General features: G+C 69.0%; 14 protein-coding genes. 6 read left to right on the forward strand and 8 right to left on the reverse strand.

Features of this window, described 5'->3' with window-relative positions:
* Positions 1 to 41: 41 nt before the first annotated feature.
* Both ACH4YP_RS16810 and ACH4YP_RS16815 read left to right on the forward strand, forming a co-directional pair.
* Positions 42 to 380, forward strand: a complete 339-nt coding sequence (locus ACH4YP_RS16810) for a hypothetical protein (protein ID WP_398491000.1) — start codon at positions 42 to 44, stop codon at positions 378 to 380.
* Between the two features lie 499 nt (positions 381 to 879).
* Entirely contained in the window at positions 880 to 1,272 is a 393-nt protein-coding gene (locus ACH4YP_RS16815) for a hypothetical protein (protein ID WP_398491001.1), read from the forward strand.
* Positions 1,273 to 1,775: 503 nt separating this feature from the next.
* On the opposite strand, the gene ACH4YP_RS16820 is transcribed toward ACH4YP_RS16815, so the two are convergent.
* Both ACH4YP_RS16820 and ACH4YP_RS16825 read right to left on the reverse strand, forming a co-directional pair.
* On the reverse strand, positions 1,776 to 2,000 hold the full coding sequence (locus tag ACH4YP_RS16820; RefSeq protein WP_398491002.1) for a DUF397 domain-containing protein: 225 nt from the start codon (positions 1,998 to 2,000) through the stop codon (positions 1,776 to 1,778).
* The gene (locus ACH4YP_RS16825) at positions 1,987 to 2,811 is read right to left on the reverse strand and encodes a Scr1 family TA system antitoxin-like transcriptional regulator (RefSeq protein WP_398491003.1); all 825 of its coding nucleotides are present in this window, start codon (positions 2,809 to 2,811) and stop codon (positions 1,987 to 1,989) included. The genes ACH4YP_RS16820 and ACH4YP_RS16825 overlap by 14 nt, the downstream gene beginning before the upstream one ends.
* A gap of 188 nt (positions 2,812 to 2,999) precedes the next feature.
* Here ACH4YP_RS16825 and ACH4YP_RS16830 point away from each other — a divergent pair, with 188 nt between their 5' ends.
* Complete coding sequence (locus tag ACH4YP_RS16830) at positions 3,000 to 3,260, forward strand: hypothetical protein (protein WP_398491004.1); 261 nt, start codon at positions 3,000 to 3,002, stop codon at positions 3,258 to 3,260.
* Positions 3,261 to 3,334: 74 nt separating this feature from the next.
* On the forward strand, positions 3,335 to 3,580 hold the full coding sequence (locus tag ACH4YP_RS16835; RefSeq protein WP_398491080.1) for a hypothetical protein: 246 nt from the start codon (positions 3,335 to 3,337) through the stop codon (positions 3,578 to 3,580).
* 196 nt (positions 3,581 to 3,776) lie between these two features.
* Here the strand turns inward: ACH4YP_RS16835 and rbsD are convergent, their stop codons facing one another.
* The 5 genes from rbsD to ACH4YP_RS16860 all read right to left on the reverse strand — a co-directional run bounded on the left by rbsD (position 3,777) and on the right by ACH4YP_RS16860 (position 9,674).
* The gene (rbsD, locus tag ACH4YP_RS16840; protein ID WP_398491005.1) at positions 3,777 to 4,169 is read right to left on the reverse strand and encodes a D-ribose pyranase; all 393 of its coding nucleotides are present in this window, start codon (positions 4,167 to 4,169) and stop codon (positions 3,777 to 3,779) included.
* Entirely contained in the window at positions 4,166 to 5,065 is a 900-nt protein-coding gene (gene rbsK / locus ACH4YP_RS16845) for a ribokinase (RefSeq protein ID WP_398491006.1), read from the reverse strand. Before rbsK ends, rbsD begins: the two co-directional genes overlap by 4 nt.
* A gap of 79 nt (positions 5,066 to 5,144) precedes the next feature.
* Positions 5,145 to 7,100 (reverse strand): substrate-binding domain-containing protein, encoded by a 1,956-nt coding sequence (locus tag ACH4YP_RS16850; protein WP_398491007.1) that lies wholly within the window; start codon positions 7,098 to 7,100, stop codon positions 5,145 to 5,147.
* Positions 7,090 to 8,637: a sugar ABC transporter ATP-binding protein gene (locus ACH4YP_RS16855; protein WP_398491008.1), complete on the reverse strand. Its 1,548-nt coding sequence runs from the start codon at positions 8,635 to 8,637 to the stop codon at positions 7,090 to 7,092. Before ACH4YP_RS16855 ends, ACH4YP_RS16850 begins: the two co-directional genes overlap by 11 nt.
* Positions 8,634 to 9,674, reverse strand: coding sequence for a LacI family DNA-binding transcriptional regulator (locus tag ACH4YP_RS16860; protein WP_361059098.1), 1,041 nt, complete (start codon positions 9,672 to 9,674; stop codon positions 8,634 to 8,636). The genes ACH4YP_RS16855 and ACH4YP_RS16860 overlap by 4 nt, the downstream gene beginning before the upstream one ends.
* A gap of 208 nt (positions 9,675 to 9,882) precedes the next feature.
* On the opposite strand from ACH4YP_RS16860, the gene ACH4YP_RS16865 reads away from it, so the two are divergent.
* The gene (locus tag ACH4YP_RS16865; protein WP_398491009.1) at positions 9,883 to 12,144 is read left to right on the forward strand and encodes an ATP-dependent RecD-like DNA helicase; all 2,262 of its coding nucleotides are present in this window, start codon (positions 9,883 to 9,885) and stop codon (positions 12,142 to 12,144) included.
* A 260-nt stretch (positions 12,145 to 12,404) separates the two neighbouring features.
* The gene (locus ACH4YP_RS16870) at positions 12,405 to 13,694 is read left to right on the forward strand and encodes a citrate synthase (RefSeq protein WP_143632365.1); all 1,290 of its coding nucleotides are present in this window, start codon (positions 12,405 to 12,407) and stop codon (positions 13,692 to 13,694) included.
* Between the two features lie 557 nt (positions 13,695 to 14,251).
* Here ACH4YP_RS16870 and ACH4YP_RS16875 read toward each other — a convergent pair.
* Complete coding sequence (locus ACH4YP_RS16875; RefSeq protein ID WP_398491010.1) at positions 14,252 to 16,525, reverse strand: heavy metal translocating P-type ATPase; 2,274 nt, start codon at positions 16,523 to 16,525, stop codon at positions 14,252 to 14,254.
* Positions 16,526 to 16,530: the final 5 nt, after the last annotated feature.

Genomic DNA, 16,530 nt, shown 5'->3' on the forward strand with positions numbered 1-16,530 from the left:
GGGGGTGCCCAGTGAGCCAGCCCAGGAGCGATGCCGACCGCATGCGTCGCAGAGAGCTGTACGACGCCGCGTCGGGTGGGGGAGGTCCCCGCTTACTGCCGTGGACCAGCCCGGAGGGGAAGCCCTGCTACCTGAGCACCGATGGCCGGGGCTACCTCTCCACCCTCGCCGACAGCATCGAGACGGTACAGCTCAGCATGGGCCAGGAACTGCTGGACTACGCCCGCGACGCCACGGCACCCGGCGCGGAAACCTTGTCGGCGACCGAATACCGTTGGTTGGCCCGCCGGTTGACAGAAGCCCTGGCGGACGCGCTCAGGGTCGCGGACTCGCGCGGACAGCGCATCCCGGATCAGGAAGAGGCGACCGAGGATGCCTGACTCTCCGACCGCCGGCGCACCGGTACGCAACTCCTCTCGGGGGCGCTACCGCTTCCGCGAGTACCGCGTGACCACCGTCCCCGACCCTCTGGCGCTGCCGATCATGGAGGCGGTCTGCGTCACCGGCGAAGAGCGCAACTGCGGTGCCACCTACTCGGCAGCCGTACGTCGGCCGTCTCGAATCCGCGCCGACGACTTACGGCAAGGTAGTGGGATTCACTACTCGGGTGAACGGCGAATTCAAGAGGTTCAGAATGGATTACGATCCGGTGAAGGGTCCCCATATCAACGTGGAAGTCGGTAAGGGCGACTCTGCACGTAAATGGGCAGTGCCATGGAATGGCACGGAAGACGATTTTGCGAGAATGCTTGGCGGTAATTCGTGACGCTCGACGGTGTATACGGAACCAGGCCGGACCTCCTGCCCCGATCTATGGTTCGAGTGGTTCGTGCAGATCAACAGGGTGACCGACGGCTGGCTTGGGTTGGGCGGCCGGGTGTGCAGTTGCTGAACCTAGAGCAGCATCTCCAGTACGAGCGCGAAAGCCTCAGTCATTACCCGCGCAGCTCTGACGGTGCGATCGCGTGGGGCGCGGTGGCTGATGGTTTGGTGCTCAGCTCGATGGAGTCGGGTTCCATCGAGCTGAGCACCGTAATTCAACAGTTCGCCCCGAAAGCTAGCAGCCTAATCTTCTTCTGGGAGAGCCTGGCAGTTCCGAGTGTAGAGATGGGGCTCGAATCATCCCTCTCTCACCTGCCGGACATCACGGAATCCATACCGGAACTCTGGGTTTATTCTCCCGGTGACCGCATTGTGGTGGAGAGTTCATTCTCTGGCGTAATAACTGTGGCCCATATTCCTGTGGAATCAGTTGGCCAGAGTCCTGCGTAACACCGTTTGACGGCAACGCCGACGGCAACGTCAGCGGACGACCACCGCTGAGGGCGGCGGCTCTTCGGAGTCGCCGCCCTCAGCCAGTACATCGCCCAGGGTGTCGATGGCGCGCTGGAGTCGGAGCCGGACGCAATGGCCCTGAGTTGTTGATCCGAAACGGTAGGTGTTCTGGGTCGCTAGTCCATTTGTGAGTGAACTTGTGGGGGACGCACGGCAGTTGTCGCCGTCGGCGCAGAGGACCCTTCGGCTTGGGGCGGTGGCTGCATTGGTGGCGGGCCGGACTCGCGAGGGTGGCGTCGCGGTGTTCGAGGTCTCGCTCAGGCTGTGGACAACTGGTGGGCAAGTACCTGCGCCGGTGGGGCTGCGAGATCCTGTTCGCCGTGGAGGGCGACGTACTCGCCCTCCTGCGTGATCAGGAACTGCGAACGTGATTCCTGGAGTACCCGTGAGCGTGCCTGTCCTGCCCGGTCGGTGGGCCGCCGGGCGGGACCAGATGTGTCTCAGCCGCCGATCCGGCCGTCCTTCGCAGCGCCGACGAACGCCGACCAGCCGCCCGCCGAGAACACCAACGCCGGACCGGAGACGGCCTTGCTGTCACGGACGGGCACGCCGGCGTGGCCACGGGCGACCTCAAGGCATTCGCCCTGGTTGCCGCCGCTGTAGCTCGACTTGAACCATCCGGTAATGACGGACGAGTCGGGGACGGTGTGTTCACTGCTGACCATGCGCGTGTTCCTCTGCTGCCGCCCTGACAAGGGCCAGTGACTCCTGCTGCGACAACGCGTCGCTCAGTGCAAGAGCGTAGGCCGTCTGGCTGGCGGCCACCAGCGCCGGATCATCGATCAAGTTGCCCGTGAGGAAGCCCTCGACGTAGGCCACCGGGGCAGAGTCTTCAAAGCTCATGAGGGTGAGCAGGCTCTGCTGAAGCGGGTGAGCACCGACGCTGTAGGGGAGCACGTGCAGGCGTAGTCGTCCCGCCTCGGCCATGTCCGCGATCTTGTGTAGCTGCTCGGCCATGATCTGAGGGCCGCCGACTCGACGCCGCAGGACCGCCTCGTCGAGGAGCGTCCAGACGACGGGCTTCGACGACCCATCCAGGATTCGGGCACGCCCTGTTCGGATGACAACTTCTCTGTCAAGCTCCTCGGCCGTGTGGTTGGGTCGGTACGCGCTGAACACGGCCCGCGCGTAGGCGGGGGTCTGGAGCACGCCGGGAACCAGCGCGAGCGCGAACTGCTGGATCAGCGTGGCCTGTCGCTCCAGTTCGGCAGCGGCGGCGAAGCAGTCGTCGTACTTGCTGTCCAGATCCTCCAGCCACCGCGCGAAGAACCCGTCCGTCCCCAGAGCCCGGTCGATCCGTTGTGCGTCGTCGGGCTTCGGGAGCCGCCTGCCCGCCTCGAAGTGGCTGATCAAGGTGGGTGAGCAGATGACCTGGTCGCCCAGGGCCTCCTGAGTGAGCTCGGCCGCGGCCCGTCGCAGCCTCAGTTCCTCTCCGTACTTCTCCCGTGGCGTCCGAGGCTTACGGCGGTTCTCCATACGGCCAACTCCCCAACCTGACGGGCGTGCTGTCAACGCTCCGGTACTGGAAGCGTAGCCACCGCCGACCCCATTCTGTGAGTGATTCGCCACAGAGCGGAGTCGCCGCAGGTGACAGCAAACCCCCGCGACCGATGCCGTCGGTCCGGGGGCGTGGCCAACCTGGCAACAGAAGAAAGCAGGCTGACGTGATCGACCTTATCGCCCGGCTCCTGGAGCCGTTGCTGGGTTTCCTCTTCCCCGCCGGCGGACGGCGGCACCGCACAGGTGCCCACCCCCGTGTTCGTACGCGTGTGGCGTGTCCGTACTCGTGCGACTACGTCGGCGGCCCGACCGGTTACCACAGGGGCGAGCGTCCGTTGCGGGGTGAGGACAGCCCCGTGGTCCGTCCCTACCTGCTCGTACACGAGTGGCAGACGGCGCCGCTACGAGCGGAGGCGGGCGCGTGACCTACGGACCTCACGAAGTGTCGGTCGCACGTCTGTTGCCGTGGACCGGCTCGGAAGGCAAGCCCTGCTATGTCATGGGTGACGGCGGGGGCCATGTATCGCGTCTCGCGGACGAGATCGAGAGCATCCAGCTCGGAATGGCGGGCGACCTGCTCGACCACGCCGTCGAACTCCTCGCGGAGCATGCCGTGACAAGCGGAGAGCTGCACTACCTCGCCAGTCTGCGCAGCGAGTCCCTGCGGGACGTCAAACGTGTCGCTGAAAGCAGAGGCGCGCGGATCGCATCGCTGGACTCGGCTTCCGACTCGGCCCCGCGGTAGCAGCCGAAAAAACTCCAAGAGACTGTGCAACCCTCCCCGCACCCCGTGGGTCTACTTTGCATCAGGACTTCTGGAGGGGGATCCGGGGGGATCGCGGGGGTTCTGGTTCTGGGGGAGGGGAAACCGAGGGGGCCCGGTCGACGGACCGGGCCCCCTCGAAGCTTGTCCGGGCACTCGTGCCCAGGGCTCACCGGGGTCAGAAGAAGACCCCGCAGTGCAACAGCACATTCGCGTACGGGCGGGCCTCGCCGGTCCGCACCACCAGGCGGGCGTCCGCCGAGAGGATCTTCAGGTCCTCGTGGGAGACGAGGGTCAGCGCGTCGGGGAAGCGGCCGGCCAGCAGCGCGGACGCCTCCGGGTTCGCCTCCCGCACCTCCTTCGCCGCCGTGGCACTCTCCACGACCAGCTCCTCCAGCAGGCCCTCAAGGACCTCCTCGAAGGACGGGACGCCCGCGCGGAAGGCGAGGTCCACCACCCGCGGCCCGGCCGGGATGGGCATGCCCGCGTCGCAGATCAGTACGCCGTCGCCGTGGCCCAGTTCGGCTGTCGCGCCCGCGAGATGACGGTTCAGTATTCCGGCCTTCTTCATACGGCGGCGACCTCTTCGGCGGTGGGGAAGGACGCCTGCGCGCCCTCGCGGGTGACGGCGACGGCGCCCACGCGGGCCGCGTACGCCGCCGCGTCCGCGAGGGACTCCCCGGCGCCGAGGCGCCAGGCCAGCGCGGCGGTGAAGGAGTCGCCCGCGCCGGTCGTGTCCACGGCGTTCACCTTCACGGACGGCACCCGAGCCGTGCCGGAGGTGTCGGCGACGAGTGCGCCCTCCTCGCCCAGGGTGACGACCACCGAGCGCGGCCCGAGCGCGAGCAGAGCCTCGGCCCACTCCTCGGGTGTGTCGCCCGCGTCGGCGCCGAGCACCACCCGCGCCTCGTGCTCGTTCACGATCAGCGGGTCGCAGGCCGCGAGCACCTCCTCGGGCAGCTCCCGGGGCGGGGACGGGTTCAGTACGAATCGGGTGCCGGACGGCAGACCGCGTACGACCTCCACGACCGTCTCCAGCGGGATCTCCAGCTGGGCCGAGACCACCCGGGAGGCGGCGAGCAGGGCCGAGGCCGCGTGGACGTCGGCCGGGGTGAGTCGGCCGTTCGCGCCGGGCGACACGACGATGCTGTTGTCGCCGGACGGGTCCACCGTGATCAGCGCGACCCCGGTGGGCGCCCCGCCGACGAGGACCCCGGCCGTGTCGACCCCGGCCGCCCGCTGCGAGTCGAGCAGCAGCCGGCCGTGCGCGTCGTCGCCGACCCGGGCGAGGAGCCCCGTACGCGCCCCGAGGCGGGCGGCGGCGACCGCCTGGTTGGCGCCCTTGCCGCCCGGGTGAAGGGCCAGGTCGGAGCCGAGGACGGTCTCCCCGGCGTCCGGCCGCCGCTCGACACCGATGACGAGGTCGGCGTTGGCCGATCCCACGACCAGCAGGTCGTAGTCGTACATGAACAGTCTCCCTGTGGGGGTGGGTTGAGGGCGGGCGGACGGCAGCGGCCGTGCACCCGCCCCTCGACGTCGGTCGGGGTCAGCCGGTGAACTCGTCCACGTTCTTCGCCGTGACGACCTTCACCGGAACCTTCACCGTCTTGTCGACCTCCTTGTCGTCGGCCGCCCGCAGCGCGTTCTCCACCGCGATCCTGCCGAGTTCCTTCGGCTGCTGTGCCACGGAGGCGTACATCGTGCCCTCCTTGACAGCCTTCAGCCCGTCGGGCGTGCCGTCGAAGCCGATGACCTGGACGGACTTCCCGGCCTTGGAGCCCAGCGCCTTGACCGCGCCGAGCGCCATCTCGTCGTTCTCGGCGAAGACGCCCTGGACGTCCCCGTGGGCCTGAAGCAGGTTGGTCATCACGTCGAGGCCCTTGGTGCGGTCGAAGTCGGCCGGCTGCTTGGCGACGACGTCGATGCCCGGGTAGGCCTTCAGGCCCTCCGCGAAGCCCGCGCCGCGCTCACGGCTCGCGGACGTACCGGCCAGGCCCTGAAGGATGACGATCTTTCCCTTGCCACCCAGCTTCTCGGCGAGCGCCTTGGCGCCCAGCTTGCCGCCCTCGACGTTGTCGGAGGCCACGAGCGCGGCCGTCTCCGCCTTGTTGACGCCGCGGTCGACGCCGACGACGGGGATGTCGGCCTTGTTCGCGGAGCGCACCGAGGGGCCCGCCGCGTCCGAGTCCACCGGGTTGACGATGATCGAGTCGACGCCCTCGCTGGTGAAGTTCTGCAGCTGGTTGGCCTGCTGCGAGGCGTCGTTCTGCGCGTCCGTGACGGTCAGGTCCGCGCCGAGCTTCTTCGCCTCCGCCTGCGCACCCTCCTTGATCTGTACGAAGAAGGGGTTGTTCAGCGTGGAGAGGGACAGGCCGACCTTCGGGTTCGACGAGGACGAGCCGTTGTTGAACAGGGACAGCCCGCCCACGATCGCCGCCACGAGAACCACGGCGAGCCCGTACTTGATGGCCTGCGGCCCCTTCAGTCCCGACGAGCCTCCGGCACCGGCGGCGACCGGAGTCGCGCCCGCCTTGCGCCGCACGGTGTCGAGGAGCACCGCCAGCGCGATGACCACACCGATGACGACCTGCTGCCAGAACGCCGACACGGAGAGGAGGTTGAGGCCGTTGCGCAGCACCGCGAGGATCAGCGCGCCGATCAGCGTCCCGGACGCCTTGCCCGTACCGCCCGCGAGGGAGGCGCCGCCGATGACGACCGCGGCGATCGCGTCCAGCTCGTACCCCTGCGCGGCCTGCGGCTGCGCGGAGGAGAGCCGCGAGGCGAGCACGATGCCCGCGGCGGCCGCGAACAGACCGGACAGCGCGTAGATGACGAGCTTCTGCTTCTTCACCCGCAGCCCGGAGAGACGGGCCGCCTCCTCGTTGCCGCCGATCGCGTACATGGAACGCCCGATGTACGTACGCCCCAGGATCAGGGCGGTGATCAGCCCCATGACGATCATCACGAGGACCGGCACCGGCAGCCAGCCGCCGAGCGTGTCACCGAGGTGCGAGACGGACTCGGGGAACGCGATCGGGCTGCCCTGCGAGATCACCAGCGACAGACCGCGGCCCACCGACAGCATGGCGAGCGTCGCGATGAACGGCGGCAGCTTCCCGTACGAGATCAGCACGCCGTTGACCAGGCCGCAGGCTATGCCGGTGGCGATCGCGAGGATCACCGCGATCCAGACCGGTACGCCCTCCGAAGTCGCCGTCCAGGCAAGGACGGTGGCGGACAGCGCGGCGACCGAACCGACCGACAGGTCGATGCCCGCCGAGACGATCACGAAGGTCACACCGAAGGCGAGGATGGCCGTCACGGCCGCCTGGACGCCGATGTTCAGCAGGTTGTCCGTCGTCAGGAAGTCGCCGGACAGCGCCGACATCGCGATGACGAGAATGATCAGCGCGGTGAGCGCGCCGTTGTCGAGCAGGAGCCGGCGCAGGCCGCCCGGGGCGCCACTCGCGCCCGGTGTGCTCTTGAGCGTGTCAGTGGCCACGGGGGTCCTCCACAGCGGTAACGGAGTCGGTAGTAGTGGTTGGTGCGATGGGTGAGCTGACGGCGAGCGCCATCACGGAGTCCTGGGTCGCCTCGTCGGCGGAGAGTTCGCCGGCGATCCGGCCCTGGGCCATCACCAGCACCCGGTCGCTCATGCCGAGCACCTCGGGCAGATCGCTGGAGATCATCAGGACGGCGTGGCCGGCGGCGGTGAGTTCGTTGATCAGCTGGTAGATCTCGACCTTGGCGCCGACGTCGATACCGCGCGTCGGCTCGTCGAGGATCAGCACCTTGGTGTCGGCGAGCAGCCACTTGCCGATGACGACCTTCTGCTGGTTGCCGCCGGAGAGCGTGCGCACGTGCTGGCCGAGCCCGGCCATCCGTACGCCGAGCTGCTCGGCGATCCTCGCGGCGGCCGTCCGCTGCCCCTTGAGGTCGACGAGCCCGCCGCGGGTCGCCGCCCGCAGCGTGACGAGCCCGAGGTTCTCCTCGACGGAGGCGTCGAGCAGGAGCCCCTGGCCCTTGCGGTCCTCGGGGACGAGCCCGATGCCCGCGGTCATGGCCGCGCTCACGTCGTGGCGCGGCAGCCGCTCGCCGGCCACGGCCACGGACCCCTTGTCGTACGGATCCGCCCCGAAGACGGCCCGTACGACCTCGGTACGTCCCGCTCCGACGAGCCCCGCGATGCCGACGACCTCACCGGCCCGCACCTCGAAACTCACGTCGTGGAAGACACCGTCCCTGGTGAGCCCCTCCACGGTGAGCAACGGGGTCCCGGTGTCGGCCCGTTCGCGCGGATACTGCAGTTCGATGGAGCGGCCCACCATGAGACGTACGAGCTCGTCCTCGGGTGTGGACGCGGGCACCTGGCCGATGCTCCGGCCGTCCCGCAGGACCGTGACGCGGTCCCCCAGGGCGGCGATCTCCTCCAGGTGGTGCGTGATGAAGACGACGCCGACGCCGTCCTCGCGCAGCTGCCGCACGATCCGGAAGAGTTTCTCGACCTCTCCGGAGGTGAGCACCGCGGTCGGCTCGTCCATGATCAGGACGCGTGCGTCCAGGCTCAGCGCCTTGGCGATCTCGACCATCTGGAGCCGCGCGATGCCGAGTTCACGCACCCGCGCGCGCGGGGACACGTTCACGCCGACCCGCTCCAGGAGTACGGCGGCGTCGGCCTCCATCGTCTTCCGGTCGATCAGCCCGAAGCGGCGCGGCTGGCGGCCCAGGAAGATGTTCTCGGCGACCGTCAGATCGGGGACCAGGTTGAACTCCTGGTAGATGGTCGCGATCCCGAGGCGCTCGGCGTCCTGCGCGCCATGGATACGGACCTTCTTGCCGTCGACCACGATCTTGCCGGCGTCGGGCCGGTAGGCGCCGGACAGCATCTTGATGAGGGTGCTCTTGCCGGCGCCATTCTCACCGAGCAGCACGTGCACCTCGCCGCGGCGCAGATCGAAGTCGACGCTGTCGAGCGCGACCACACCGGGGAAGGTCTTGCGTATGCCTTCGATACGCAGCAACTCGTCGGGACTGCTCACGTGTTGCTCCTTTGCGGGGACGAGTGCGGGTACGGGGGCTCGCCGGGCGCCTCGCCGCACGAGCGGCGGACGACGAGACGGGCGGGGAGGGTGACGGACTGCGGGGGCCGGCCCTCGATGCTGTCGACGAGGGCGCGTACGGCGGCGCGGCCCAGCTCGGGGGTGGGCTGGGCGATCGCCGTGATCGGCGGGTCGGTGTGCACGAACCAGGCGATGTCGTCGAACGCCGCGAGCGCGATGTCGTCGGGAACCCGCATCCCGCGCGCGCGGATGGCGTCCAGGGCACCCAGGGCCATCAGGTTGTCGGCCGCGAAGACGACCTCGGGCGGTTCGGGCAGGTCGAGGAACTCCTCGGTGACCCGGCGACCGCTGGCCGCCTGGAAGTCGCCCTGCCCTGTGTAGGCGTCGGGCAGCGGGAGTCCGTACTCCCGGAGGGCGTCCCGGAAGGCGTCGACGCGCTCGCTGCCGGTCGTGGTGGCCGCCGGGCCCGCGATGATGGCGAGCCTGCGGTGGCCGAGGGCGTGCAGGTGGGCGACGAGATCGCGTACGGCCGTCCGTCCGTCGGCCCGGACGACGGGCACGTCCATGCCCGGGATCCAGCGGTCCACGAAGACCATCGGGGTCCCCGCGCGCGCGGCGTCCAGCATCAGCGGGGAGCCGCCGTCCGTGGGGGAGACCAGCAGGCCGTCGATACGGCGGTCGAGGAGCGTACGGACGTGGTGGTCCTGCAGCTCGGGCCGTTCGTCGGCGTTTCCGATGATCACGCTGTAGCCGAGGGCGCGGGCCTCCTCCTCGACGGAGCGGGCCAGTTCGGTGAAGTACGGGTTGAGCACGTCACTGATGACCAGGCCCAGGGTGCGGGTCTGGTCGGTGCGCAGGGAGCGGGCGACGGCGTTCGGGCGGTAGCCCAGCGTCTCGACCGCGGCCAGCACCTGGGCGCGTGCGGCCGGGCTGACCGAGGGGTGGTCGTTCAGGACGCGCGAGACCGTGGCGACGGATACGCCTGCCTCGGCGGCGACGTCCTTGATGCTCGCCATCGACGCTCCACCTCCTTGTGGAATCGATTACATGCGCCTAAGGAAAGGATTGGAATCGATTACACGGAAGTTAACAAGCCCCTGAGACCGGATCGTGATGGAGGGGGGTGGGGTGGGTGGGGGTGTGGTGTGGGGACCGTCCGTTGTCGGGCCGGGGCCGTGAGGGATGCCCACCCGCGTTGTCAGCGGTGGGATGTAGCGTCGGATCATGTCCAAGCAAGGGGCGGGGAGCGGGGAACGGAACCTGGCGGTTCTGGAAGGCGTACTGGAGCGGATCACGTACGCCAACGAGGAGAACGGCTACACGGTGGCCCGGGTGGACACGGGCAGGGGTGGTGGCGATCTCCTCACGGTCGTGGGGGCGCTGCTCGGTGCGCAGGTGGGGGAGTCCCTGCGGATGGAGGGGCGTTGGGGCTCCCACTCGCAGTACGGCAAGCAGTTCACGGTGGAGAACTACACGACGGTCCTCCCGGCCACGGTCCAGGGCATCCGCCGTTATCTGGGCTCCGGTCTGGTGAAGGGCATCGGTCCGATCTTCGCCGACCGGATCACGCGGCACTTCGGGCTGGACACCCTCCAGATCATCGAGGAGGAGCCGAAGCGGCTCATCGAGGTGCCCGGGCTCGGCCCCAAGCGCACCAAGAAGATCGCCGAGGCCTGGGAGGAGCAGAAGGCGATCAAGGAGGTCATGCTCTTCCTCCAGACCGTCGAGGTGTCCACGTCGATCGCGGTCCGCATCTACAAGAAGTACGGCGACGCGTCGATCTCGGTCGTGAAGAACCAGCCGTACCGCCTCGCGTCGGACGTCTGGGGCATCGGCTTCCTCACCGCCGACAAGATCGCCCAGTCCGTGGGAATCCCGCACGACAGCCCGGAGCGCGTCAAGGCCGGTCTCCAGTACGCCCTTTCGCAGTCCACCGACCAGGGCCACTGCTTCCTCCCGGAGGAACAGCTGATCGCGGACGCGGTGAAACTGCTCCAGGTGGACACGGGCCTGGTCATCGAGTGCCTCGCCGAGCTGGCGGCACCGTCCGAGGAGGGCGAGGAGCCGGGTGTCGTGCGGGAGCGCGTGCCCGGCCTGGACGGCGGCGAACCGGTCACCGCCGTCTACCTGGTCCCCTTCCACCGGGCCGAACTGTCCCTCTCGGCCCAGCTGTTGCGCCTCCTGCGTACGGACGAGGACCGCATGCCGGGCTTCCGGAACGTGGCCTGGGACAAGGCACTGGCCTGGCTCAAGGACCGTACGGGGGTGGAGTTGGCCCCCGAGCAGGAGGCGGCGGTCCGGCTCGCCCTCACCGAGAAGGTCGCCGTGCTCACGGGCGGGCCCGGCTGCGGCAAGTCCTTCACGGTCCGTTCGATCGTGGAGCTGGCCAGGGCGAAGAAGGCGAAGGTCGTGCTGGCCGCGCCGACGGGCCGCGCCGCCAAGCGACTTGCCGAACTGACCGGCGCGGACGCCTCCACCGTGCACCGGCTCCTGGAGCTGAGGCCGGGTGGAGACGCGGCGTACGACAAGGACCGCCCGCTGGACGCGGACCTGGTGGTCGTGGACGAGGCGTCGATGCTGGACCTGCTGCTCGCCAACAAGCTGGTGAAGGCGGTCCCTCCGGGAGCCCATCTGCTTTTCGTCGGGGACGTCGACCAGCTGCCGAGCGTCGGCGCGGGCGAGGTGCTGCGCGACCTGCTCGCAGAGCGTGGGCCGGTCCCGGCGGTCCGTCTCACCCGGGTGTTCCGCCAGGCCCAGCAATCAGGTGTCATCACGAACGCTCACCGGATCAACGCGGGGCAGCAGCCGGTCACGGACAAGTTGAAGGACTTCTTCCTCTTCGTCGAGGACGAAACGGAGGAGGCCGGGCGTCTGACGGTCGATGTGGCCGCGCGGCGCATTCCGGCCAAGTTCGGCCTGGATCCCCGCCGTGACGTCCAGGTCCTGGCCCCCATGCACCGCGGCCCCGCGGGCGCCGGCACGCTCAACGGCCTGCTCCAGCAGGCGATCACACCGGCCCGCCCCGACCTCCCCGAGAAGCGGTTCGGCGGTCGCGTCTTCCGGGTCGGCGACAAGGTCACCCAGATCCGCAACAACTACGAGAAGGGCGAGAACGGCGTCTTCAACGGCACGGTGGGGGTGGTGACTTCCCTCAACCTCGACGACCAGCGCCTCACGGTCCTGACGGACGAGGACGAGGAGGTCCCGTACGAGTTCGACGAACTCGACGAGCTGGCCCACGCGTACGCGGTGACGATCCACCGCTCCCAGGGCAGTGAGTACCCCGCCGTCGTCATCCCCGTCACCACGGGCGCCTGGATGATGCTCCAGCGCAACCTTCTGTATACGGCCGTCACCCGCGCCAAACAGCTCGTGGTCCTGGTCGGCTCCCGCAAGGCCCTCGGCCAGGCCGTCCGCACGGTCTCCGCCGGCCGGCGCTGCACCGCTCTGGACCACCGCCTGTCCGGAGCCCGGCTCCCGGACTGAGCCCGTCCGCCCGGCCCGGCGGGGGCCGCGCGGCCGGCCCCGCCCCACCCGCGGAAAAAATGATCGATCAAATGAGTCGGAAACGTCACACGGCACTTTCGGAAGCTGGAGGAACCGGGCAGGATGAACAGGTTGGCGGCACTGAGTGCCGCCAATAGGCCCAATGGTCGACCCCGAGTGCACTCTCCTGCGCCAAATGGGGGATGGTAGAGACAGTCAGGGCACCTCGAAGAAGAGGCACAACGTCGGTGAGGGATGACGTGAGCGACAACTCTGTAGTACTGCGGCACGGCGACGGCGAGTACACCTACCCGGTGATCGACAGCACCGTCGGCGACAAGGGCTTCGACATCGGGAAGCTCCGCGCCCAGACCGGTCTGGTGACACTGGACAGCGGGTACGGAAACACCGCCGCCTATAAATCCGCCATCACCTACCTCGACGGTGAGCAGGGCATCCTCCGCTACCGCGGCTACCCGATCGAGCAGCTGGCCGAGCGCTCCACCTTCCTGGAGGTGGCCTCCCTGCTGATCAACGGCGAGCTGCCCACGGTCGACGAGCTCTCCGTCTTCAAGAACGAGATCACGCAGCACACCCTGCTGCACGAGGACGTCAAGCGCTTCTACCAGGGCTTCCCGCGCGACGCCCACCCGATGGCGATGCTGTCGTCGGTGGTCAGCGCCCTGTCGACGTTCTACCAGGACAGCCACAACCCGTTCGACGAGAAGCAGCGTCACCTCTCGACGATCCGCCTTCTCGCCAAGCTTCCGACGATCGCGGCGTACGCGTACAAGAAGTCCATCGGTCACCCCTTCGTCTACCCGCGCAACGACCTCGGGTACGTCGAGAACTTCCTGCGCATGACCTTCTCGGTCCCCGCCCAGGAGTACGACCTGGACCCGGTCGTCGTCTCCGCGCTCGACAAGCTGCTCATCCTGCACGCGGACCACGAGCAGAACTGTTCGACCTCCACCGTCCGTCTGGTGGGCTCGTCGCAGGCGAACATGTTCGCCTCGATCTCGGCCGGCATCAGCGCCCTCTGGGGCCCGCTGCACGGCGGCGCCAACCAGTCGGTCCTGGAGATGCTGGAAGGCATCAAGGCCAACGGCGGCGACGTCGACTCCTTCATCCGCAAGGTGAAGAACAAGGAGGACGGCGTCCGCCTGATGGGCTTCGGCCACCGGGTGTACAAGTCCTTCGACCCGCGCGCCAAGATCATCAAGGCGGCGGCGCACGACGTCCTCTCGGCCCTCGGCAAGTCCGACGAGCTGCTGGACATCGCGCTCAAGCTGGAGGAGCACGCGCTCTCCGACGACTACTTCGTCTCGCGCAACCTCTACCCGAACGTGGACTTCTACACCGGCCTGATCTACCGGGCCATGGGCTTCCCGACCGAGATGTTCACGGTCCTGTTCGCCCTCGGCCGCCTCCCGGGCTGGATCGCCCAGTGGCACGAGATGATCAAGGAGCCGGGTTCGCGCATCGGCCGCCCGCGCCAGATCTACACCGGTGTGGTCGAGCGGGACTTCGTTCCTGTCGAGGAGCGCTAGGCAGTTCGTTCGTCCGATGGGCCGGACCCCGGTGGGGTCCGGCCCATCGGCGCGAGGGAGAAGAAATTACAGAAGGCGCCCCGCTACGGTCCCCCCACGGGCCGTAGATCGGGGCGCCTTCCCATGTCCCGGTGCGGATTCCCCCCACGGGATCCGGCCGGGCGTCTGGAGGCAGCGCCTGAGTCGCTGCGAGCAAAACGAGCAAAACTGGTTGGACCGGTGTGCTGCGGTCTGCCGGGACCCGCACGTACGGGAGGGCCGCTCAAAGCTCCCCGCTGCACGTGTCCCGGCAACGCAATTCCGAGAACGTCCCCCAAGACGTCCCCAGATGTCAGCTACGCCCCCCAAGACGTGTCTGACATCGTCAATCTAGACTCACGAACCCCTTCGATGGTTACGTTCACATCACTGTGATCTGCGTCTCTTGCGTATGTCCTGAAGATACGCAAGCGCTCCGATATCGCTATCGGAACCCAAGAGTAAGGATGATGCGCGAGCCTTGTGAAGAGCTTATGTGAAGGCGTGTGCCGGACTCTAGGGGGACTCTTACCTCTACGTCATGAAAATGCCCTGAGCCGCAGGCTGTTCGTCACCACGAACACCGAGGAGAAGGCCATGGCCGCGCCCGCGATCATCGGGTTCAGCAGTCCGGCCGCGGCGAGCGGCAGCGCCGCCACGTTGTAGCCGAAGGCCCAGACGAGGTTTCCCCTGATCGTGGAGAGGGTCTTCCGCGACAGCCGGATGGCGTCCGCGGCCACCCGCAGATCCCCCCGTACGAGTGTCAGGTCGCTCGCCTCGATCGCCGCGTCCGTCCCGGTGCCCATGGCCAGGCCCAGGTCGGCGGTGGCGAGGGCGGCCGCGTCGTTGACGCCGTCGCCGACCATCGCCACGGTCCGCCCCTCGCCGCGCAGCCGCTCGATCACGTCGACCTTGTCCCGCGGCAGCACCTCGGCGATCACGTCGGCGGGGTCGATGCCGACCGCGCGGGCCACGGACTCGGCGACGGTCCGGTTGTCCCCGGTCAGCAGCACCGGCCGCAGGCCCAGGGCGCGCAGGGCGCGTACCGCCTCCGCGCTGGTCTCCTTGACCGCGTCGGCGACGGTGACGACACCGCGTGCCGTCCCGTCCCAGGCGACGGCCACCGCGGTGTGTCCGTCCTCCTCGGCCCGCGTCCTGAACGCGACCAGCTCGTCCGGCAGCGCGATCCCGGCCTCTTCGAGGAGGCGGGCCCGTCCGACGAGGACCTCGTGGCCCTCGACCGTGCCGCGCACACCGAGCCCGGCCACGTTCTCGAAGCCGTCCACGGCCGCCAGAGGGCCTGTACGGGCCTGGGCGCCCTCGGCGACCGCCCGGGCCACCGGATGCTCCGAGGCGTGCTCCAGGGCCCCCGCGAGCCGCAGTACGCGCTCCTCGTCGGTGCCGTCGGCCGCGTACACCTCCTGAAGGGTCATGCGGCCGGTGGTGACCGTGCCGGTCTTGTCCAGGACGACCGTGTCGACGCGGCGGGTGGACTCCAGGACCTCGGGGCCCTTGATGAGGATGCCGAGCTGGGCGCCGCGGCCGGTGCCGACCATGAGCGCGGTCGGGGTGGCGAGGCCCAGCGCGCACGGGCAGGCGATGATCAGCACGGCGACGGCGGCGGTGAACGCGGCGGCCGTGTCACCGGTGACACCGAGCCAGCCCCCGAACGTGCCGGCCGCGATCAGCAGCACGACGGGTACGAAGACGCCGGAGACCCGGTCGGCGAGGCGCTGCACCTGGGCCTTGCCGTTCTGCGCGTCCTCCACCAGCCGTGCCATCCGCGCGAGCTGGGTGTCCGCGCCGACCCGGGTCGCCTCGACGACGAGCCGCCCGCCCGCGTTCACGGTCGCGCCCGTGACGGCCGAACCGACCGTCACGTCCACCGGCACCGACTCGCCGGTCAGCATGGACGCGTCGACCGCCGAGGAACCCTCGACGACCGTGCCGTCCGTGGCGACCTTCTCCCCGGGCCGTACGACGAAGCGGTCGCCCACGGCCAGAGCGGCCACCGGGACGCGGATCTCACGGCCGTCCCGTACGACGGAGACGTCCTTCGAGCCCAGCTCCATGAGGGCCCGCAGGGCGGCACCCGCGCGCCTCTTGGAACGGGCCTCCAGATAGCGGCCGAGGAGGATCAGGGCGACGACCCCGGCGGCGACTTCGAGGTAGATCGCCGACGAGCCCTCCGTACGGGAGACGGTGAGCGAGAAGCCCTCGTCCCGCATGCCCTCCATGCCCGCGTCGCCGAGGAACAGCGCCCACAGGGACCAGCCGAACGCGGCCAGCGTGCCGATCGAGATGAGGGTGTCCATGGTGGCCGCGCCGTGCCGGGCGTTCGTGAACGCCGCCCGGTGGAAGGGCAGCCCGCCCCAGACGACGACGGGCGCGGCGAGGGTGAGTGCCAGCCACTGCCAGTTGTCGAACTGCAGCGCCGGGACCATCGACAGCAGGACGACCGGGAGAGCGAGGAGGACAGAGACGGTGAGGCGTTCGCGGAGGGAGGACAGCTCGGGGTCCCGCTCGACCGCCTCTTCGGCGTCGGTCTCCGGCGGCTCGGTCCTCGGCGGGGGAGGCTCCTCGGCCGTGTACCCCGTCTTCACCACCGTGGCGATCAGGTCGGTGACCAGCACCTCCGGCGCGTACGAGACCTTGGCCTTCTCCGTCGCGTAGTTCACCGTGGCGGTGACCCCGTCCATGCGGTTGAGCTTCTTCTCGACGCGGGCCGCGCAGGAGGCGCAGGTCATCCCGCCGATCGTCAGCTCGACCTCGGCGGTCGCGCCTGTCGGAGTCGCTGCGGTGGTGCCGGTCATCTCCG

The sequence above is a fragment of the Streptomyces sp. NPDC020747 genome (assembly GCF_044334695.1).
Taxonomy (GTDB): Bacteria; Actinomycetota; Actinomycetes; order Streptomycetales; family Streptomycetaceae; genus Streptomyces.

Bases quoted from the DNA above. Each gene is read 5' to 3' on its own strand.
- ACH4YP_RS16810 (WP_398491000.1), top strand. From the start codon at position 42: ATGCGTCGCAGAGAGCTGTACGACGCCGCGTCGGGTGGGGGAGGTCCC.
- ACH4YP_RS16820 (WP_398491002.1), bottom strand. From the start codon at position 2,000: ATGGTCAGCAGTGAACACACCGTCCCCGACTCGTCCGTCATTACCGGA.
- ACH4YP_RS16825 (WP_398491003.1), bottom strand. From the start codon at position 2,811: ATGGAGAACCGCCGTAAGCCTCGGACGCCACGGGAGAAGTACGGAGAG.
- ACH4YP_RS16835 (WP_398491080.1), top strand. From the start codon at position 3,335: ATGGGTGACGGCGGGGGCCATGTATCGCGTCTCGCGGACGAGATCGAG.
- rbsD (WP_398491005.1), bottom strand. From the start codon at position 4,169: ATGAAGAAGGCCGGAATACTGAACCGTCATCTCGCGGGCGCGACAGCC.
- rbsK (WP_398491006.1), bottom strand. From the start codon at position 5,065: ATGTACGACTACGACCTGCTGGTCGTGGGATCGGCCAACGCCGACCTC.
- ACH4YP_RS16860 (WP_361059098.1), bottom strand. From the start codon at position 9,674: ATGGCGAGCATCAAGGACGTCGCCGCCGAGGCAGGCGTATCCGTCGCC.
- ACH4YP_RS16865 (WP_398491009.1), top strand. From the start codon at position 9,883: ATGTCCAAGCAAGGGGCGGGGAGCGGGGAACGGAACCTGGCGGTTCTG.
- ACH4YP_RS16875 (WP_398491010.1), bottom strand. From the start codon at position 16,525: ATGACCGGCACCACCGCAGCGACTCCGACAGGCGCGACCGCCGAGGTC.